Here is a 20,202-nt window from a genome sequence, read left to right as displayed (position 1 = left end):
AGACATAAAGGTTATGGAATTCCTATTCTCTGGTCAACAATTATAGAATTACCTATCTTAGCTCCTCTAATAATTTTAAATTAATTTGTTGTAGATGAGGTTGAGAAAGAAAAGGCAGAAAGAATAGTTCAGTATATGTTACCTATAGCAATTATAATTTATGGAGGGATACGAAATGACAAATAACAATAAAAAAGTTCTTGAGCAAAAGGAAAACGAGCTTAGTAAAGCGATTGATTCCCGAAAGGAAGAATTATTTGACTTGCTTGCATCCTTAATTCAATTTCGTACTCCAAATCCTCCCGGCGCAAACGAGATTGAAGCACAAGACTGGGTGGAAAAGCAGCTTCGGGAGTTAGATTGTGAGATCGATAGATGGGATGCGCTTCCAGGACGCCCGAATGTAGTTGGAAAACTTAAAGGCAAGGGGGATGGGCCGACCGTATCTCTTAACAGCCACATTGACGTTTGCGAAGATAAGCTGCTGGAAGCTTGGAGTAATGATCCCTATGATCCCGTAATAAAGAATGGACGTATGTATGGTCGTGGCTCTTCCGATATGAAGAGTGCGATGGCATCCTTCTTGTTCTCACTGAAACTGCTCAAGGAGCATGGTATCCAGCTCAACGGTAATGTCGAGGTGCATAGCGTCATCGGTGAGGAAGCTGGGGAGCCGGGTACGCGCAGTGCAATTGAACGTGGATACGGCGGTGATTTTTCTATCGTCGGCGAATCCTCTAAGGCAGAGAACATTGTCGCAAGTATAGGAGTAATGACCGCCAAAATTACTATCGAGTCTCCTGAGACGCTGCATCTTGTGGCAAGAAAAAGCACCATTAATGCCGGTGGCGGGAAAAGTGGAGGTAACTGCGTTGAAAAGATGTCGCAGCGTATTATTCCTGCGCTGACTGATTTAGAGCGTCAATGGGCGGTCTTTAAGACTCATGAACTGGTACCGCCTGGAGCATGCAATATCAATGTGTTCCGGATGGAAGGTGGATCCAATTCCTTCATCCTGCCCAATCGTTGTGACGCATACATTACTGTGACGTATCTTCCTAACGAGAAAAAGGCTAATGTTATTCGTGAGATTGAGGAACATATTCAGCGTTCTGCTTCCGTGGATGCATGGTTACGTGAGAATCCCCCCAAAGTCGAATGGGGGCCGGCAGAATTTCCTGTTGAATTTGCTCCTTGTGATGTTGATGTGGATTCTGAGCCTGTTCATATCCTGCGTGAATCCATTGAAACAACGGGCAGAAAAGCAATCTTAGGTGGAAGAGGTGCCATTACAGACGCTGGTTGGTACTATACTTCTGGAATTTCATCTGTAGTCTATGGACCAGGCAATATTGATCAGGCGCATAGCGTCGATGAATGGGTTTCTCTGAAAGACCTTACCACTCATTGTAAGGCAACGACTCGGTTTCTTCTGCATTACTGTGGGTTGGCAGATTAGGAATAAGAAAGTAATTAACCTGACTTTTGATACGGAAGACCTATCGATTTCATTCTACTACTTTCTCTGGTTTATATGAGCAGCGGCGGGTTTGGTGCTGATGTTTTTAAAGTTATAAATAAAACAACAATCTAACACAAAAGTACCCAAATTAGAAGAAAGGGTGAATATATAAATGAAAACCAATAAAAGATGGATGATGATGATATTTGTGTTTTTTGCAACGGTCATTAACTATGTCGACAGGACAGTATTAGGTTTAGCAGGCCCTGCTATCATGGAGGATATAGGGATAACTAATGTACAATTTGGTGTTTTAGCGTCTGCTTTCTTTTGGTCCTACAGTCTAGGGAATATCCCTGGTGGATTAATAGCAGATAAAATAGGCACTAAAATTACCTATTTTGGTTCCCTTATCGTATGGTCTTTAGCCACAGTTCTTACAGGTCTTTCCCGCACTTTTGGATTTATGATAGGTTCAAGAGTGCTTATGGGGCTAGGGGAATCCCCTGCATTTCCAGCTAATACCCGTATCATTTCGGAATGGATGCCTTCATCTGAAAGAGGAAAAGCCAACTCTATGATGACTTCAGCAATGGCTGTAGGGATGGGGTTTTTGAGTGTTGGTATTGCTTGGATTATTACGACATATGGATGGCGTAATGCATTTATTATTTGTGGTGCTCTTGGAATATTAATGGCTGTTATATGGGCTGTATTTTTTAAAGAAAAGCCTGAAGATCATAAAGGTGTTAATAAGGAAGAACTGGATTTTATTCGTGCTGGACAACCAAAACAAGGTAAAATTTCGACAGACTTTCGTTGGTATCATGCATTGAAATATAAAGAAATCTGGGTTTTATGTTTTGGCCTGTTCACAACGAATTATTTAATGTATATGATGCTGACCTGGTTACCTACCTACTTGGTGAGTGTAAGAAATATGATTTTATTAAATGCCGGCTTTTCTTCAATAGCACCTTATTTAGCTATGTTTTTCGGGGCTATTTTGGGTGGTGCTTTTTCTGATTTTCTAATCAACCGAAAAGGATATGCGCCGTTAAAAGCTCGTAAATACACGTTGACTTTAGCAATGCTGATGATGGCTGTATTTATCATCCCGGCACCCTACATCACCAGTAATGTTGTAGCTTTGGCATTGATGTCTTGCGCAATGTTTGCTATTGGTACCTTGGGAGCTAATGTTTGGGCTGCTGTTGCCGATATTACACCAAAAAGCGCGGTTGCTGGTGTCGCTGGCTTTCAAAACTTTGTTGGTCAATTTGCTGGTATTCTTGCCCCAATAGTAACCGGAGTTTTAGTTCAAATGACAAACAGCTACAATATCGCTTTTGTTATAAGTGGGATATTTGGAGTAATAGCCGCTATATTGTATATGGCTGTCATAAAGGAATTTACACTTACAGAATCCGACACCAAGATTGCTGTAAACTCTTGATTCTACATGGGATACATGGGAAATTAATTGCCCCTTTAGAGATTAACAAATTCATTTAGTAATGGAGGAACAAATAATGAGTAGATTATCTGGGAAAGTAGTCGTTATAACAGGAGCAGCTAGCGGTATGGGAGAAGCACATGCAAGGCTATTTGTAAAAGAAGGAGCGAAACTTGTATTAACTGATATTAATGAAGAGAAGGGTCAAGAAGTGGCAGAAGAACTTGGTGAAAATGCACTCTTTGTTAAACATAATGTAGCTAATAAAGATGATTGGGAAGTTGTGGTTAATAAAGCGGAGAATAAATTTGGACCAATAACTGGACTTGTAAATAATGCTGGGATAGTTGGACCGCTTAAACCGTTGGAGGAATTGACGGATGAAGAATTTTACAATGTCATTGGCGTTAACCAATATAGTGTTTTTAAGGGTATGCAATCGATAGTGAAGTCTATGAAAAAAACGAAGGGTGGATCCATAGTAAATATCTCTTCAACTTCTGGTTTAGTTGGAACTGCAAATGATATTTCTTATAGTGCAACAAAGTTTGCAGTAACTGGAATGACTAAGACTGCTGCACTTGAGTTTGCTGACTATAATATACGAGTTAATTCCGTTCATCCCGGTGTAATAAGTACAAATATACAATTATTTGATTCTGTTATAAAAGCCACTCCATTGGGGCGAATCGCAGAACCTGAAGAAGTTTCAAATCTAGTCTTATATTTAATTTCGGATGAATCAACGTTCTCAACCGGATCAGAATTTGTTGTAGATGGTGGATTTACTGCCCAATAATTTATAATTTTTTTATCCCCTCATCATTCATTTATTGAGGGGATTTTATTGTTGTAAAAAAGTTTCAAATCAAATCTTTTCTATGGTTGCTTTATCTTGAAATGAAAATAGATAGGTTGATCATTATCAGCACAGCCTATCTTGACTGTGAGCAGGGTTTTTCACCTCCAATGAACCATCATATCCTCGCGTTAGCACACATTTTCAAGATAATCTTTATAAGGTGTGTAGTTCTAATAATTTTCTTGTTTCAATTTAATCTCTTTTTTATCTTTTTCTGGGCTTACAAAGGTAGCCACCATACCAAATAATCCAAAAAATATAAAAGATGCAACATATCCCCAAGTTCCAATAAACCATCCAGCAAGCATTGAACCCATTACTTGCCCCAGAGCCAGAAGTAAAAATGGAACGCCAATACCTAATGATGCATTTTTAATAAATACACGAATCCCCCAAACAAGGAGAACCCCACTTATAAATATATATGAGCAACCAAAAATTCCAGCAGATAAGTAAGACAAGAACCAATTTTCAGAGGCAATAGATAGAATGATCGAAGCTGAAGCAACCGACATACTCCCTAATTTATAAGCGAAAGAGAGTCCTCTTTTTTCAATTAGGGAACCGGAAAATCCACCCAGCACTCCAAATAAACCTATGATGACCCAAAATCCAGAAAGCTGCCAATCATTATAATTCCCGGACAGCTCGATAAAAGATCTGGAAAATGTCCAAAAGGCTGCGGTAGAAATCCCCAGGAAAAGAGACGCTAAGATCAAAGATAAGGCACCGTTTATTCCACGTATAGTGAAATCTCCTTTTTCAAACCTAATATTTTTAGTTTTAATTCCTCCTACTTTAGGGATAGCTCGGATATTCCACAACAATACCAAGAGTGCAAAAATAGCATAGAGTAAATACGAGAGTCTCCAGTTCGACGTTAATAAAATCGCCCCTAATCCAGTAAGGACTATGCCAAGACTTGTTCCTGAATTAATCCATGTATTCGCTTTTCCTTGCATATCCCCTTTAATCCAAAGTGATATTGCTGCGCCAAAAGGGGGAGATGCCAGTCCTGTACTTCCTCCAGCAAATAACACCCCTAATGCCAGCAGCCATCCATTTGGGGTTACAGACATCAACAGTAATCCAGTAAAAGCTGACACACCAGCTAGAATAATCATTTTTCTTGGTCCTTTTTTTGTAGTAATTACAATGGATAAAATGATAGTGAAACAATAGGCTAAATAAAATAAAGAAGATATTATCCCCGACATAAATTCAGACATTTCAAGCGATTCATTTATCTCAGGGAGAAGCAATCCAAAACTAAACCTTGCCAATCCATAAGTGACAGCAATCATAGCTACTCCAGGTAAAACCAGCCTCGAAAAATTCATTGTATGCATCCTAACTTTTATAAATTAAATAGAACGATCTTTTTATTTTATAAATAAAAAAATTACGATGTGTTTTGGACAAGTGTCTTCGCCATCGCAATAGAATATTCCGTTGCTTTCTCTGCACCAATTAATGTCGTCAAGGAAGTAGTGCCTTCAAGCAGTAATGTAAGTTGGTTAGCTAAATCTCTTTCGTTATCTTTACCTTTTCTCTGAGCCAATTGCTGAAGATATTTAAGCAATCTCATTTTGTATCCTCTTGCAATGGTTTCAATTTCATTATCTGTTCCTGCATAATCTTCCATTGCCCTTAAAAACATATCACCTTTGCAGGATTGTTCCTCTAGCCAGCAGCCGTGAGCTTTAACAGCAAGAATAAAGGGGGAATCAGAATCCTTTTCTACATGTGCATCTAAATACGACCAGTAACGTTCTTCACGCCGTCTAAGTACTTCTTCTACCAATTTGTCCTCAGAAAGAAAATGATTATAAAGTGTCATCGTTGCTACATTCGCTTCACTGATAATTTGCTTTAGCCCTACACCACGGAAACCATGCTCATAAAATAAACTTTCAGCTACTTCAAGTAATGTATCTTTTTTTATAGATTGACTCATATTATTCACTTCTTTCCTTTAGATAGAACGACCTTTCTAATGCCAGCTTATCAACCGCCTGAACTAATCGTCAACTTTTTTAATCTGAACAAAATACCGTTTAATTACAGATACTCTACGTCCATCAGTTCCTATTAGCAATATAACGTTTGGCCGCAAACAGCAGGTGGAGAAGTGGGCGGCAATTATCAATTTTCATGCGCCTTTTGCTCACGAGATAATCATTTTTAGAAACATCAGACCCAATTTTCAGCATGGCTTCTTGTCAAAGAGATCATCATCCTCATGGATGGAGAAAGCCATTTATCTTTGTGATACGCAAGAAATGTAGAAATAGTTGGATGTTCTGGTGGCACTTCTTCTCCTTTTAATTTACTGCTTTCTAATTCTTCCTTGACTGAAAAGTAAGGTACCATGGAAATTCCTAAACCGCTCCTGACACATTGCTTTATCGCTTCAATACTTTGAAAGTCTAAACTTTCCTTAACATCCATTTGCTTAAACTTTATATACTCCTCAAATACCGATTTATAGCTACATAATCGTTCCGTGTAAAGGACTGTTTCATTGTTTACCTTCTCCTCTGGCGGACGAATCAACACCATTCTTTCTTTTTTCAATTTTTCACAATGAATCTCAGGCTGTGACCAAGCATCTTTTTCTAAAACTAATGCTAAATCGATGTCGCCATTTTGCAGATTTGATACAACATTGTACGTATCGATCGATCGGAGGGAGAGATTAACTTTCGGGTAAGATTTCTTATACTCCAGAAGAATAGGCGGAACACGATCGATTGTCAGTGATTCCGATATACCAATGATAAGATCACCTGTTGGTTCATCATCTGTATTTAACGCTTGCGAATATAATTCAATAATTTTTATAGCAGATGGAAGAAATTGCTCCCCATAATGGGTTAATACGACTTTTCTTCCTAGTCGATCAAATAAAGGCTTTCCAATCTCTTCTTCTAATTCTTTAATGTGAGTGGTAACGGAAGATTGGGCATAGCCTAGATGTTCCGCAGCCTTTTTAAATCCCCCTTTTTCTACAATCGTCTTAAGTGTTATAAGATGACGAAGCTCCATATATATTTACACTCCTTCGTGCAATACTAGTAAATTTATCGTTCGTTTGTATTCATCTTAATGAATTGAAAAGCGGAATGCAATACGCTCATTCTAGAAGGTATGTAAAAATATCCATGAAAAAAAAGCTCTTCAGTTCATTTTTATTGAATCGACAGTTCGGAAACATCTATTTTACAAAACTAAAACATATAGTTACAATAAAATCGTAATGAAATTCCCCTTGCAGGAAAATATAGCATATAGGAGGTTCCTAGCCATGACGATAAAGGTAAAGGTTTATTCTGATTATATATGTCCGTTTTGTTTTCTAGCGGAAAAACCATTGGAAGAAGCGATACAAGGAAAAGATATAGAAGTGGAATGGATGCCGTTTGAATTGCGTCCATATCCAAATGAACAATTCAAACCAGAAGGAGACTATTTACAGAGTACATGGAAACAGTCTGTTTATCCAATGGCTGAACGTATGGGAATTGACATTGTTCTTCCAAGCGTATCACCTCAGCCTCATACGCACTTAGCGTTTGAAGGTTATCAATATGCCAGGGAACAAGGCAAAGGCAATGCATACAATAACCGGATGTTTCGAGCTTTTTTCCAGGAAGAACAAGACATCGGAAACATTGATGTACTAACCAAATTAGCTGGTGAAATAGGATTGGATGAACAGGAATATCGCGAGGCTGTAACCACTAGAAAATACAAACAAGCACATCAGGAAGCACTAAAACATGCTTATGAGGAAGCGAACATTACGGCCGTACCTACCTTTGAAATTGGAGGTACAACGATCAGAGGAATGCGTTCCAAAGAGGATTTTGAACAAATAATCAATGAAGAGTTGAATAAACAAAAGCCTGATATATCAATGGAAGGCATGGTTTGCGGGATTGATGGCTGTTAATTAATAAAATAAAAAATTATATATATAGATACGGAAGGTGTTTTCATAATGGCAAATAAAGATGTACTATTTGAACCGGTAACTTTAGGCAATATAAAATTAGACAATCGGGTGGGACTTTCCCCAATGACACGAACAAGCGCTACACCACAAGGAGTAGCGACTGACCTAATGGTTGATTATTATGCGAAATTTGCTCGAGGAGGATTTGGTTTAATTATAACCGAGGGAATTTATCCAGATAATACGTTTAGTCAAGGATATTTTGATCAACCTGGAATCATAGACGACGAACAAATAAAAGCATGGGAGAAGGTTACAGATGCTGTTCATCAAGAGGGTGGAAAAATATTTGCTCAATTGATGCACGCAGGCGCTTTATCCCAAGGGAACCGATTTGTAAATGATGCATTAGCACCATCCGCTGTTCAGCCAAAAGGACAGCAAATGGAAATTTATGGAGGGAAAGGAACGTTCAAATTACCGAAAGAAGCAACCAAAGAGGATATTGCAGAAGTAATTGAAGGATTTGCTAAGGCAGCGAAAAATGCAAAAGAAGCTGGTTTTGACGGAATTGAAATTCATGGTGCCAATGGATATATCCTTGATCAGTTTTTGACAGATTATACAAATAAAAGAACGGATGAATATGGAGGCTCTGCAGAAAATCGAGTTCGTTTATTGGTGGAAGTTTCAAAATCTGTGCGTGAAGCAGTCGGTAAAGAGTATCCAGTCTGTATTAGAATTTCTCAAGGTAAAATAAATGACTTTTATCATAAGTGGGTCAACAAAGAAAAAGATGCTGAAATTATTTTTGGGCAGTTAGGACAAGCAGGACTAGATTTTATTCATGTAACAGAATATGAAGCATGGCAGCCTGCATTCCCTGAAAATGAAGGTACAAACGCAACAGATCCAGCTTCTGATGGGGGGCCAACTCTTGCTGCGTTAGCCAAAAAGTATAGCAAATTACCTGTTATCGCAAACGGAAGCCTACATGATTCAGAAAAAGCAAAAGAGATGATAGAAAAAGGTGAAGCAGATATTATCACTTTAGGTCGGGGAGCACTTGCTAACCATGATTGGGTAAATAAAGTGAAAAATGGAGAACAAACAGATGAATTTGTAGCGGAAAAAGTATTAAGTCCAAACGCCAAAATTAAAGAATTTGAAGTGTAAGTATAAAAAAGCTGGTTTCTATGCTATATATTATGAATGAAGTATAGGTTGGTTGGCGTTTAATATTTCTCTTAATATGTATTGCACCTCAAAAGTTAAGGTCAAAACTTTTGAGGTGTTTTTCTAGCAAAATAAATGCTCAGAAGCACGGCATAAAGTCAGATGTACAGATTAAAAGATAAAGAAGCTATAAGAGAGATTTAGTGGAAGGGTTAAAGAGGGAAAGAAATAAGGAAAATTATTCTGTTAAGATTAAGCTTAATCTTAAGTATTAAGCTCTATAAAAGAAGAGATTCTTCAGAACGCGGGACAAGTTTACTTTGCGCTTACAATCCTTCCACTTGAACAGTGAAGAGCACAAGAAGGATTACAAATGAAAAGAAATGGCAAAATCATAAATTAGAAAACGGAAATGAGATTCTTCGCCTTGAAGAGAGATAATTATCTTTGTTTTCTTGCAGCATCAGTCTTTCGATGTTATGGCGTAAATGGCGCAATGAAAAGAAGAAGGGAGAGTTGCTTTTTAGCAATGAATTTTATGTAATATTTTTCCCCGAGTTAGTGATATCAGCTAAAACGTCTTATAATATGCCGTTACTCAAGCATACAATACTTGAACAAAGATTTTAGACAGGGATCTTATTTTTGTTTCCCAATTTGATTTTGAATAAGACAAGACACGTATGTTGTAATAATTTCACTCGATTTTTATAGCTGGCAATTAATATTTTTTAAACTAAGTACGGAAAGGAAAGTTATGAACGAAGGGGGATTTACGAGAACATAAACAATCCAAATAATTAAGTAACGTGCTGAAGATATATTCACAAAAATAGTTGAACATAAGAGGTCATGAAAATCCTAATAATTATTTAAATTAATCCTAGTTTACATAATATATATTATAGGAAGTTAATTACGGAGCAGTTATTTTTGTCTCATAATATAAGTATACTCGTGATATTGAGACAAAATAAAAAATTACACTATAAAAATTTAATAATTATAGTGTAATTTTTTATTTTTTATTTTCCTACGTATGTTGCATTTGGTCTAAAAATCACATTGTTATTTTTCTGTTCAATTGCATGTGCACACCAACCGACAATTCGACTTGAACTAAAAATCGCTGTAAATAACTCTGGATCTAATTCAAGTGATTTCATTATTGCTGCAGCGTAATATTCTACATTTGTATATAATTTATGATCTGGTTTTACTTCTTGTAATATATCAATCGTTACTTTCTCTGTTTCAACGGCTAGTTCAATCCATTCTGGTGACGTTTTCAGTTTGTAAATAATTTGTTTTAATGCCTCGGCACGTGGATCTACAGTCTTGTAAACCCTGTGACCAAATCCCATAATTCTTTCTTTGTTTTTTAATTTATTGTGAATCACTTCACTTATTCGGTCTTTTGTAGAAATTTCCTCCAATAAATCAATTACTCCAGATGGTGCTCCACCATGTAATGGACCTTTCATTGTTCCAATGGCACTTGTAATTGCTGAAACGAGATCACTTTCTGTAGAAATTGTTACTCTAGCTGTAAACGTGGATGCATTTAATCCATGCTCCATTGTCATGATCAAATATGCTTCAAGTATTCTTGCATTAGCAGTATTTGTCTCACCTGTTAACATATAAATGAAATTCTCTACATGGTTTAATCTTGGATTTGGTTCAATTACATTTAAATTTTTCATCATTCGGTAACGATTCGCGATAATTGTTGGGATAACAGCGATTAATTTTATAGCTGTATTTTCCGCATCGCCTTTTGTTGAAATCGCTGAAATGGTTGTTCGTAACACATCCATTATCGATTGCTCCATAGGAATGTTAGATAGTATATTCCTCATATAAGGAGGCAATTCTCTATGATCACGCAATTCTGTCTGGAACAGCTGCAATTCATCTGTAGTTGGAAAATCTCCATAGAACAAGTAATATGCTATTTCCTCATAGGAATAATTTTCTGCAAGTTCTTGGATTGGAGTTCCTCGATACGTTAGAACTCCATTTGCTCCATCAATATTGCTTAAATTTGTTTCTACAGCTGTAATTCCTTTTAGACCTGGATAATACACGTAACCCTCCCCTTTCTCATTTAATTATAATTGAATCAAATCATTATTAAAATTTTAATTTTTTTAGTATAATAATAAATAATTTTTATTAATGAGGTGATTACAATCGACCAACGAACACTGCAAACGTTTCTAATGGCTGCAGAAGTTGAAAATTTTAGAGTAGTTGCCGAGAAATTATACATGACTCAGCCTGCAATCACGTCGAAAATGAAATTATTAGAGAAAGAACTTGGTGAGAAACTATTTGTAAAACACGGCAGAAATGTCCAACTAACCGAATTTGGCAGATTTTTTTATCAGGAAGCTCAAGTAATTCTGTCTCAGATGAATAAGAGCATGGAAGCTATTAATCGATATAAGCAAGGATATCAGCGAACAATTCGTATTGCTATTTCCCCCATGTTTACAGAAACTATCTTACCGAGCATATTACGAACGTATATTGATAATAATCCGTATGTAGAAGTATCGATACAAGTTGTTGAATCAATTGAAATTTCTTCATTAATAGAAACTGGAGAGGTTGATATAGGACTCTCCTGCATTCCTGGATTATCAAACGTTCAATCAATCAAATTTCATGAAGAACCTGTTAGCCTTGTATGCAACCATGATGGATATGATTTGGAGATTGGGCCTGTAATCGATGCGAAGGAATTATTGGAAAATCATATTTTATTTACGGATAATCATCCAAGTTATTGGAAGGATTTAAAAGAACAGCTCAAACAGTGCATCCCTGCATTACGGATGATGAAGGTAAATCAAACACATGCTACAAAACGTTTTGTTATGGAAGGTATTGGTATTAGTTTTTTACCGAAGTCAATAATTAAACGTGAATTAATGGAAGGAAGAATTTTGGAAGTTCCAATCGATTTTATAAATGTTCCTTTGTCCAGTATGTATATTATTTGCAAGCATGGACTGCCAATAGAAAAAGAATTTGTTCATTTTATTACAAATTACCATTATAGTTAGAAACAAACATAGTTAGAAACAAATGAAAAACATGCTAATACTAAGCATGTTTTTCATTTGTTTTAATTTTCAATTCGTTTTAAAGGCTTTTTAGCCGGGCCGTCTAAAACCTCGCCTTTATAAGAAAAACGTGATCCATGGCAAGGGCAATCCCATGAGCGTTCGCCAGAATTCCATTCTACTTCACAGCCTAAATGTGTACAAGTTGTATCCACCATATGGAGTTTGCTATTCTCATCCTTATAAACACCAACACGATTACCGTCAATCCTGGTAACTGTTGCATCATCAGGCTTAAGATCTTTAACCGTATCCTCAGTAAATTCCAGCTTTCCTTTCAGCAAATGCTTTGCTACATCGGCATTTACTTGCATAAATTTCTTCACAGCGGGATCTGCTTGAAACCTTGATGGTTTAAATAGGTCTGTATATGGATTTTCTTTACGCAAGACGGTATCTGACAGTATCTTAGCTGCAATCGTACCATTCGTCATTCCCCATTTGCGAAATCCTGTAGCAACAAGTACTGCATTCTCATCTTTCAGAGTTGGTCCGATATACGGCACTTTATCCAAGGTCGTTAAGTCTTGTGCTGACCATCTATAATCAATTTTATCAAGCTGAAAATGTACGTTTGCAAATTTTTGCAATGCTTCATAATGGCTAAACGTAGATTTTCCTTGACCTGTTTTATGATTTTCTCCCCCAATGAGCAAAAATTCCTGATCATCATGAAGTTTTACAGATCTAATGGATCTTGTTGGAGATTCTGCGTTAATATACATACCTCCTGGAAATTTATTTGGCGACTTTCCTGCAATGAGGTATGATCTTTCAGAGTACATGCGGGTGAAATAAAAGCTTTCCCGGTCATAGAAAGGAAAATGAGAAGCAACTATAACATATCGGCAAGTAACTCGATGTCCATCCCTTGTTATAACGCTAGGGTGCTTATTATATTCAATATCTACAGCTGTTGTATTTTCATAAACATTTGCAGATTCCTGCAAGCTCTCTTCTACTAATGCTTTTAAATAGTTTAATGGATGGAATTGTGCTTGTGCCTGCATAACGAGAGCAGCTTTTACTGGAATATTAAGTGGTATTGTATTCATTAATTTACTGCTTATTTTTATTTTGTCATAAGCACTCTTTTCTTTTTCCAATTTTTCCAAATACGTGTTGTCGTTTGTGTACAGATAAGCATCCTCTGTAAGAAGACTGCATTCTATCCCTTTCTTCCTGACTACCTCTTCAATAAACTGTTTTGCTTCTTCAGCTGCGTGATAATAAAGGGAAGCTTTTTCCAAGCCAAAATGTTGAATTAATTCATCATAAATCAGACCATGCTGTGCTGTTATTTTTGCAGTAGTATGGCCAGTAGTCCCATTTAAAATTGATCCTGCGTCAAGTAATGCAACTTTAAGATTCTGTTTTGATAGTAAATATGCTGCAGTTATTCCTGTGATACCTCCTCCAATAATGGCTACATCTGTTTTAATGGATTCATTTAATTTTGGAAATGTCGGTAATGCTAAATTTTCACGCCATATAGGTTCGGGAAATTGTGGTAATGATGGTTTAACCAATCTGCCTCTCTCCTATCTGTTTAGATAGCTTCATTATTACCAATCCAGCGAAATTTATGTGCGCTATTATCCAACATTGTATATAAGCAGCTCGATTATTATAGTATTATAATTAAAAAAGCCGCCTACCTTAATAGTAAGCGGCTTTTTGCTCTATTATCTGCCTTCAAAAAATGAGCGGTTTAATGCAATATATGGAGTTTCCTCTTCAGGAACTTCGTCTTCGATAAAAATTGCTTCTACCGGACAAACGGCCTCGCATGCTCCGCAATCGATGCAAATATCAGGGTCAATGTAAAACATATCTTCGCCTTCTTCTATACAATCAACAGGACATACTTCAACACACTCTCCTGCTTTTTCCGTTTTGCATGGTGATGTAATAACAAAAGCCAAATCAAATCTCCTCCTTCGTACCCAATGATGAAATATTACATGTATTTAACTATTATAACGCATTATCTTAAAAAAATAAAAGATTCATCATTCTTTTCATGCAACATATGATGTAATATTCATAATGGAAAGGAGAAAAGTAATGGAAATTACTGTACGTTCAGGTGATTCGCTTTGGTACTACAGCCAATTATTTAATCTTCCGATAATCTTAATCGAAACGTCTAATCCTGGAATAAATGCCTTACAACTTCAGGTTGAGCAAGAAATTAAAATACCTGGCTATACACGAGAAAATTATACAATTAAAGCAAATGATACATTTTGGTCACTAGCAATTGAGAATAACATACCGTTAGATATGATAGAATTATTAAACCCGCTGATTAGTCATTCACAGCTACAGGTTGGCCAATCTATTTATATGCCCCATAGAGTAACGGAATTTGTAATTGACGATATAACAAATTACACGTATGAAAAAATGGTAGCCGACATAAATGAACTACTTTCCATTTACCCATTTATTATGCAAAGAACCATCGGCAACTCCGTAATGGGAAAAAATATTACGGAACTGCAAATTGGTGCTGGTCCAACTGAAGTTAACCTAAATGGGTCGTTTCATGCAAATGAATGGATTACTACTCCAATTATCATGCGATTTGTTAATGAATATGCTTTGTCGCTTACAAATGGGCTTCCCATTAGAGAGTTTGCAACATTACCAATGTATCAAGCAAAACAGCTATCAGTTGTGCCAATGGTAAACCCAGATGGAGTAAATATCGTAATTAACGGTGCGTCTGCAGCCGGAGATTTTAGTGAATCCGTTTTAGCAATTAATCAGCAAAATGAAGATTTTTCAGGTTGGAAAGCAAATATTAATGGGGTAGATTTAAATAATCAATTTCCTGCTTTATGGGAAATTGAGGCAGAAAGAAAACCAACAACTCCACAGCCTAGGGATTTTCCGGGAACAGCTCCATTAACAGAACCAGAAGCAATTGCAATGGCAAATTTAGCTGAGGATAGGAACTTTATAAGAATGAATGCTTTTCATACACAGGGCAAAGTTATTTTTTGGGGATTTGAAGGATTGGAGCCACCCGAATCAGCAGAAATTGTGGATGAATATGAAAGAGTCAGTGGCTATACACCCATTCAATATGTTGATAGCTATGCCGGCTACAAAGATTGGTTTATTCAAGAGTTTCGCAGGCCAGGCTTTACAGTAGAGCTTGGAGAAGGTGTCAATCCATTGCCAATCGAACAATTTCAGGAAATTTATGAAGATAGCTTAGGAATAATGCTCGCAAATTTATATTTATAATTCATTCAGCTTCCAAACGCAGTCCAGCTTACTGTTAGAACCATCAAGCTGTAACAAATAGATATCTGGATTTCTTAATTCTTTCCATTGATTGAAGCCAAAGCGTTCGTCAAACTGATGAAAAACATGTGATAATAAATTACCATGACTGACAATAATTGCATGTTTAATAGAAGGATCTTTAAAAAGAGGCTTTAAAACACCATTACATCGATGTAATAGATTTCTAGCAGACTCCCCACCTGGCAATGCAAAATCTTCATTCAAAAATGATTGTTCCAGCCCGTCCATCCAATCTTCAACAGGTTCATCGCTTAGAATACGTTCTTTTAAACGTTCATCAATCTCAATCGTTGAACCAGTTAATTCTGCAAATGGCTTAATACTTTCAATAGCTCTTAAATAAGGACTGGTAAGAATAAGATCAAACGTGATCGGCAGCTCATTAAAATATACGGCCAGCTCTCTTGCTTGTTTAATTCCTTCATTAGTTAATGGAGAATCTTTATGTTGACCGTGAGCGGAACAATGCCTAACAAAATAAATTTTTTTCATGTTTGATCAATCCTCCTGAGTTCGTATGGTTCACTATTAATTCTTCCATGCTTGGCAAGGTTGCAAATAAGTAGATAAATTATAGCATCAAATGGTGAAATAGAAAACAATATATTCTAAAATTTAATGAAAATATAATGAACAAAAAAATAACAGGAAGACACCTGTTATTTTTTAATTCTTTACCCCTATAAAATAATCCTTTTTAAAGCCTGCCATCCGATTACTGTTATCAATGATAAAGTAAAATTCATCCGTTTCATTTTTTACGTCATAAATTTTCCCTGGTGTAAGCTTATGATGCACAATAAATTTTTTAGCATCCGCATGAACACACTCAATTTGTTTCATTGTTTCTCTATTTTCCCAATTTAAATGAATCATAATCAATTCCCGCTTTCTAGTTTACATAATATTTTTATGGTTAATCAAAAAGATATAAATATTCTCCATAGCCTTTATCAGCCATTTCTTCTTTCGGAATAAAATGCATTGCAGCAGAATTCATACAATAACGTAATCCCCCTGCTTCCGTTGGGCCATCCTCAAATACATGTCCTAAATGAGAATCTGAACTGTTACTCCTGATCTCCGTGCGAATCATTCCATGTGTATTATCTATCTTTTCTTTTAATTGATACGCATCGATCGGCTTTGTAAAGCTTGGCCAGCCACAGCCAGCATCATATTGATCCAGTGAGGAAAAAAGAGGTTTTCCAGAAACAAGATCAACATAAATGCCTTCCTTGTTATTAGCCCAGTATTCATTTTGAAAAGGGCGTTCAGTCCCATTCTCCTGTGTAACATGGTACTGGATTGGCGTTAATTTTTTCTTTAACTCTGTTTTATCGTACTTCTCCTGCCAATTATCTTTGATAAAATCTTCTCTGCCTGATCCCTTTTTATATAACCGGTAATGGAATGATTGTTTTTTGTAATAATCCTGATGACTATCCTCTGCACGGTAGAAAGGTTTAGCAGGAAGAATTTGCGTAGCAATCGGTTTAGTGAATTTTCCACTTGCTTCTAATTTTTGCTTTGATTTCTCTGCAATCTGCTTTTGTGATTCGTTATGATAGAAGATTGCTGTTTGATAGGACTCTCCCCTATCATTAAATTGACCTCCTGCATCAGTTGGATCGATTTGCTGCCAGAATGTGTTTACTAGCTCCTCATAGGGCATATAATCTGGATTAAAGGTTATTTGTACTGCTTCTACATGACCTGTAGTATTCGTGCACACCTGTTCATATGTTGGGTTTTCAACACGTCCTCCGGTATAACCAGAAATTACGCTTTCGATCCCAGGACGTTGATCGAAAGGTTCTACCATACACCAGAAACATCCACCTGCAAATGTAGCTAACTCTAAATTTGTAGACATGTAAATTCCTCCACTATATTTATTCGCTATTATTAAACCCTTGTCTGTTCGATTGAGAAATCTATTTTGTCAGATTATCCGAATGGAATAGCCTATCTTTATTTTTCCTTTTTTATGGAGAAAAATCAAGTGGAGCGACTTAAAATCTTATATGAATAGTTTGGGTTTTGGAACATCATTTGCAGAAGAACGTCTGGCAGTCGTTTTTGTCACCTTTTTTGGTGAAACGGTTGGTTCATTTTCAGTTGGCTTAGTCTTAAGATTGGATGTCTCTTCAGCATTTTCCTTGCTATCGCTTGCTTCTAATTCCTTAAAAACCTTTATCATTCGATACATTGCTGGAAGATTTTTTATCATCGGTCCATATTCCTGTACAATCGGGGCACTTGTCTGAACCATGTTTAAAACCTGCTGCACCCCGTCCAGCGTCTTTGAAATACCGTTCATAACTCCATTTCCTTGAATATTACTTGGTTTCATTTGGCTAGGATGAATACTGCGTGGTAATGATCTTTGCATGAATGGCCGATTAAACTGTCTTTGTTGTCTTGATGGAAGTAACATAGGCTTTCCCCTTTCAACATAAAATCCTCTGTGATTAGTTTACGTATAGCAACCATAACATGTGTAGGCAATATATCTTCTCGCATAATATTTCCTGGGAAACCGCATGAATTAACAAAAATCACTATTATTTATTACACTAATTACAAAAAACATGTCATAAATTGCAAGATATTCACGCATCTTATCCATTCCTGCAGCATATTTTTAATAATTGATCAAACGTTTGTTTAATTTTTAAAAGGAAAAAGCCCTAGAAATTTTCTAGGGACTGCCAAAAAAGAAATATATTAATTTAACTAGTGATCAGATTGATATATCTCCCACAATTCATCAAAGACTTTTACCGCATCTGAAAAGGGGCTGTTCCATTCTAAATAATCACTAACCTCATTATAATCTGTTGCTTGTTTAGGAAAATTATGATCTTTAAAAGCCCAGTCTGCAAGCCTTGATTTATTGTCTGGTTTTGTTTTTCCACGATAGGTCAATAAGAAATGATAAAAAGAACGCATTCAATCCCCCATTACGAAATATTGTTTTCTTGCATATATGCTTCATGTTTTCGTAGCTTCTTTCGATAAACGATTCTGGACATATAAATACTGATTTCATATAAAATGATTAATGGGACAGCCACAACAAGTTGTAAAACGAAATCTGGTGGTGTAATTAATACACCAATTATAATTAAAATAAAATAGGCATATTTTCTGTTTTTAGATAGAAAATCAGGAGTAAGGATACCTAGAGTCGTTAAGAACATTGTAATCAGCGGTAATTCAAATAGCATCGCAAATGGCAGTGTAACGCGCAATAAAAATTTGAAATACCGATCGACCGTAAACATGACATTAAACATACCATCATTTAATGAAAGTAAAAACGGCATAATCAGTTTAACAAATACAATATAACCAAATACTAATCCGCCAATAAAAAGTAAAAATAAAGCTGGAATATAAGATAAAGAAGCTTTGCGCTCATATGGTGTTAATCCAGGCTTTATAAATGCCCAAATTTCATAGGAAAGAACTGGAATCGTTGCAACGATTGCAACAAGTCCTGCCATCGAAAAATATATCCAGACAATTTCAGTCGGACTAATTACAGTTAATTCTAAATCTATATCTTTTCGAAAAAAAGAATAAATATCTTCTACAAATATAAACCCAACAATAAAAAAAATAATGAAGAAAACAGCCGTTATTATGAGCCTATTTCTTAATTCGGATAAGTGACCAACTAAATTCATATCCTTATCATCATTTAATTGCCGCGGATCTTCTGTCATTAAAATCACTCCCTGCCATGTATAGCACAAAAGAAGATGTAAGGAATAGTCCCTACACCTCCATTACCAATCTATTAACTGTTTTTATCTTGGTTTTTATTTTCTTTATCACTTACAATGCCCTGTGTAGCATTCTTAAATTCACGTAGAGAGTTTCCAAACGCCCTGCCGATTTCAGGTAATTTAGACGGTCCAAACACGATTAATGCAACAATAAGGATTAGAATTAAACCAGGAATTCCAATGTTACCTAACATTTTGCATCACCTCGAAATTTATTTAGTTTCTTTGCTATCGTCATATACAATTGCCTTTACTTCATTTATTTCCCCTTTCGCATCTTCTGTCAGATGGCGAGTAGAGTTTTTAAATTCACGTAGCGTCTGCCCAGCAGCTTTGCCAATTTCTGGGAGTTTCTTAGGACCGAATACAATCAATGCAAGTAAAACAATCAATATTAACCCAGGCACCCCGATATTTGCTAACATGTGTACACCTTCTCTATGCTAAAATTTAAATTTTATAATCAGCTGATTTTGGAATACAGCAAATTCTATCTATATCTTACATCTTTATCCATTATTAAACAAGCTCTTCTATTTTCTATCGTACTGCAGGAAATAATAGTCATAAGAATTTGTTTCGTTTCTCTCACCTTTAACTTTCGATGTTAATTCCCATTCATCGTCCGAAAATTTTGGGAAAAATGTATCTCCTTCAAAATCTTCATCAATCCAAGTTATATACATTCGATCCGCTAGATCAATTACTTGGTTAAAAATATTGCCGCCGCCAATAATGAAATACTCTTTATCTGGATTATCCGTATTCCATTCAACTACTTTCTGTAACTGGTCAATTACCTTAACATGGTTCGGGAAATTATTTTTTGATTTCGTTAATACGACATTCTCACGATTGGGTAACGCTCCCCCCATCGAATCGTATGTTTTTCTTCCCATAATAATAGTATTACCAGTTGTCTTTTCTTTAAAAAAGCGTAAATCCTTAGGAAGATGCCAAGGCAATTCATTGTTAAGTCCAATAACATGATTGCGATCCATTGCGAGTAATAATGATATCATATCTGTCCCTCCAC

Annotated in this window: 22 protein-coding genes; 7 read left to right on the top strand and 15 right to left on the bottom strand. The window is 36.2% G+C overall.

The window, feature by feature from the left end:
* The first annotated feature begins 175 nt into the window (after nucleotides 1–175).
* From NSQ77_RS20960 to NSQ77_RS20950, 3 genes are all read left to right on the top strand, one after another.
* Nucleotides 176–1,459: an ArgE/DapE family deacylase gene (locus NSQ77_RS20960; protein WP_339228037.1), complete on the top strand. Its 1,284-nt coding sequence runs from the start codon at nucleotides 176–178 to the stop codon at nucleotides 1,457–1,459.
* 175 nt (nucleotides 1,460–1,634) lie between these two features.
* Entirely contained in the window at nucleotides 1,635–2,918 is a 1,284-nt protein-coding gene (locus NSQ77_RS20955; protein ID WP_339228036.1) for an MFS transporter, read from the top strand.
* A gap of 76 nt (nucleotides 2,919–2,994) precedes the next feature.
* Entirely contained in the window at nucleotides 2,995–3,717 is a 723-nt protein-coding gene (locus NSQ77_RS20950) for a glucose 1-dehydrogenase (protein ID WP_339228035.1), read from the top strand.
* 233 nt (nucleotides 3,718–3,950) lie between these two features.
* On the opposite strand, the gene NSQ77_RS20945 is transcribed toward NSQ77_RS20950, so the two are convergent.
* The 3 genes from NSQ77_RS20945 to NSQ77_RS20935 all read right to left on the bottom strand — a co-directional run bounded on the left by NSQ77_RS20945 (nucleotide 3,951) and on the right by NSQ77_RS20935 (nucleotide 6,828).
* On the bottom strand, nucleotides 3,951–5,120 hold the full coding sequence (locus tag NSQ77_RS20945) for an MFS transporter (RefSeq protein WP_339228034.1): 1,170 nt from the start codon (nucleotides 5,118–5,120) through the stop codon (nucleotides 3,951–3,953).
* Between the two features lie 62 nt (nucleotides 5,121–5,182).
* Nucleotides 5,183–5,737, bottom strand: coding sequence for a TetR/AcrR family transcriptional regulator (locus NSQ77_RS20940; protein WP_339228033.1), 555 nt, complete (start codon nucleotides 5,735–5,737; stop codon nucleotides 5,183–5,185).
* A gap of 236 nt (nucleotides 5,738–5,973) precedes the next feature.
* Entirely contained in the window at nucleotides 5,974–6,828 is an 855-nt protein-coding gene (locus NSQ77_RS20935; RefSeq protein WP_339228032.1) for a LysR family transcriptional regulator, read from the bottom strand.
* Nucleotides 6,829–7,087: 259 nt separating this feature from the next.
* On the opposite strand from NSQ77_RS20935, the gene NSQ77_RS20930 reads away from it, so the two are divergent.
* The gene (locus tag NSQ77_RS20930; RefSeq protein WP_339228031.1) at nucleotides 7,088–7,735 is read left to right on the top strand and encodes a DsbA family oxidoreductase; all 648 of its coding nucleotides are present in this window, start codon (nucleotides 7,088–7,090) and stop codon (nucleotides 7,733–7,735) included.
* A 48-nt stretch (nucleotides 7,736–7,783) separates the two neighbouring features.
* Nucleotides 7,784–8,914, top strand: coding sequence for an NADH:flavin oxidoreductase (locus NSQ77_RS20925; protein WP_339228030.1), 1,131 nt, complete (start codon nucleotides 7,784–7,786; stop codon nucleotides 8,912–8,914).
* A 1,025-nt stretch (nucleotides 8,915–9,939) separates the two neighbouring features.
* On the opposite strand, the gene NSQ77_RS20920 is transcribed toward NSQ77_RS20925, so the two are convergent.
* Nucleotides 9,940–11,004 carry a citrate/2-methylcitrate synthase gene (locus tag NSQ77_RS20920; protein ID WP_339228029.1) on the bottom strand — a complete coding sequence of 355 codons (1,065 nt, stop codon included), beginning with the start codon at nucleotides 11,002–11,004 and terminating at the stop codon, nucleotides 9,940–9,942.
* 96 nt (nucleotides 11,005–11,100) lie between these two features.
* On the opposite strand from NSQ77_RS20920, the gene NSQ77_RS20915 reads away from it, so the two are divergent.
* On the top strand, nucleotides 11,101–11,988 hold the full coding sequence (locus NSQ77_RS20915; RefSeq protein WP_339228028.1) for a LysR family transcriptional regulator: 888 nt from the start codon (nucleotides 11,101–11,103) through the stop codon (nucleotides 11,986–11,988).
* A gap of 62 nt (nucleotides 11,989–12,050) precedes the next feature.
* Here NSQ77_RS20915 and NSQ77_RS20910 read toward each other — a convergent pair whose 3' ends face one another.
* Together NSQ77_RS20910 and NSQ77_RS20905 are read right to left on the bottom strand one after the other, a co-directional pair.
* Nucleotides 12,051–13,577 (bottom strand): FAD-dependent oxidoreductase, encoded by a 1,527-nt coding sequence (locus NSQ77_RS20910; protein WP_339228027.1) that lies wholly within the window; start codon nucleotides 13,575–13,577, stop codon nucleotides 12,051–12,053.
* A gap of 156 nt (nucleotides 13,578–13,733) precedes the next feature.
* Nucleotides 13,734–13,973 (bottom strand): ferredoxin family protein, encoded by a 240-nt coding sequence (locus tag NSQ77_RS20905; RefSeq protein WP_339228026.1) that lies wholly within the window; start codon nucleotides 13,971–13,973, stop codon nucleotides 13,734–13,736.
* 142 nt (nucleotides 13,974–14,115) lie between these two features.
* On the opposite strand from NSQ77_RS20905, the gene NSQ77_RS20900 reads away from it, so the two are divergent.
* Nucleotides 14,116–15,306, top strand: a complete 1,191-nt coding sequence (locus NSQ77_RS20900; protein WP_339228025.1) for a M14 family metallopeptidase — start codon at nucleotides 14,116–14,118, stop codon at nucleotides 15,304–15,306.
* Here NSQ77_RS20900 and NSQ77_RS20895 read toward each other — a convergent pair.
* The 9 genes from NSQ77_RS20895 to NSQ77_RS20855 all read right to left on the bottom strand — a co-directional run bounded on the left by NSQ77_RS20895 (nucleotide 15,301) and on the right by NSQ77_RS20855 (nucleotide 20,188).
* The gene (locus NSQ77_RS20895) at nucleotides 15,301–15,861 is read right to left on the bottom strand and encodes a histidine phosphatase family protein (RefSeq protein WP_339228024.1); all 561 of its coding nucleotides are present in this window, start codon (nucleotides 15,859–15,861) and stop codon (nucleotides 15,301–15,303) included. The two genes, NSQ77_RS20900 and NSQ77_RS20895, sit on opposite strands and share 6 nt — an antisense overlap.
* 174 nt (nucleotides 15,862–16,035) lie before the next feature.
* A complete protein-coding gene (locus NSQ77_RS20890; RefSeq protein ID WP_339228023.1) occupies nucleotides 16,036–16,245 on the bottom strand; it encodes a DUF6501 family protein in 210 nt (69 codons plus the stop codon).
* A gap of 40 nt (nucleotides 16,246–16,285) precedes the next feature.
* Complete coding sequence (msrA, locus tag NSQ77_RS20885) at nucleotides 16,286–17,245, bottom strand: peptide-methionine (S)-S-oxide reductase MsrA (protein ID WP_339228022.1); 960 nt, start codon at nucleotides 17,243–17,245, stop codon at nucleotides 16,286–16,288.
* Nucleotides 17,246–17,392: 147 nt separating this feature from the next.
* On the bottom strand, nucleotides 17,393–17,809 hold the full coding sequence (gene vrrA / locus NSQ77_RS20880; protein ID WP_339228021.1) for a VrrA/YqfQ family protein: 417 nt from the start codon (nucleotides 17,807–17,809) through the stop codon (nucleotides 17,393–17,395).
* 299 nt (nucleotides 17,810–18,108) lie between these two features.
* A complete protein-coding gene (locus NSQ77_RS20875; protein ID WP_339228020.1) occupies nucleotides 18,109–18,324 on the bottom strand; it encodes a YozE family protein in 216 nt (71 codons plus the stop codon).
* Nucleotides 18,325–18,335: 11 nt separating this feature from the next.
* Nucleotides 18,336–19,103: a twin-arginine translocase subunit TatC gene (gene tatC, locus NSQ77_RS20870; protein WP_339228019.1), complete on the bottom strand. Its 768-nt coding sequence runs from the start codon at nucleotides 19,101–19,103 to the stop codon at nucleotides 18,336–18,338.
* Between the two features lie 74 nt (nucleotides 19,104–19,177).
* The gene (gene tatA, locus NSQ77_RS20865) at nucleotides 19,178–19,360 is read right to left on the bottom strand and encodes a twin-arginine translocase TatA/TatE family subunit (protein ID WP_339228018.1); all 183 of its coding nucleotides are present in this window, start codon (nucleotides 19,358–19,360) and stop codon (nucleotides 19,178–19,180) included.
* A gap of 18 nt (nucleotides 19,361–19,378) precedes the next feature.
* Complete coding sequence (gene tatA / locus NSQ77_RS20860; protein WP_339228017.1) at nucleotides 19,379–19,591, bottom strand: twin-arginine translocase TatA/TatE family subunit; 213 nt, start codon at nucleotides 19,589–19,591, stop codon at nucleotides 19,379–19,381.
* Nucleotides 19,592–19,699: 108 nt separating this feature from the next.
* Complete coding sequence (locus tag NSQ77_RS20855; protein WP_339228016.1) at nucleotides 19,700–20,188, bottom strand: dihydrofolate reductase; 489 nt, start codon at nucleotides 20,186–20,188, stop codon at nucleotides 19,700–19,702.
* Nucleotides 20,189–20,202 lie beyond the last annotated feature (14 nt).

The organism is Oceanobacillus sp. FSL K6-2867 (genome assembly GCF_037963145.1).
Classification (GTDB): Bacteria; Bacillota; Bacilli; order Bacillales; family Amphibacillaceae; genus Oceanobacillus.
The sequence above is the reverse complement of the archived record's forward strand: the minus strand, read 5'-3'. Positions and strand labels throughout refer to the sequence as shown.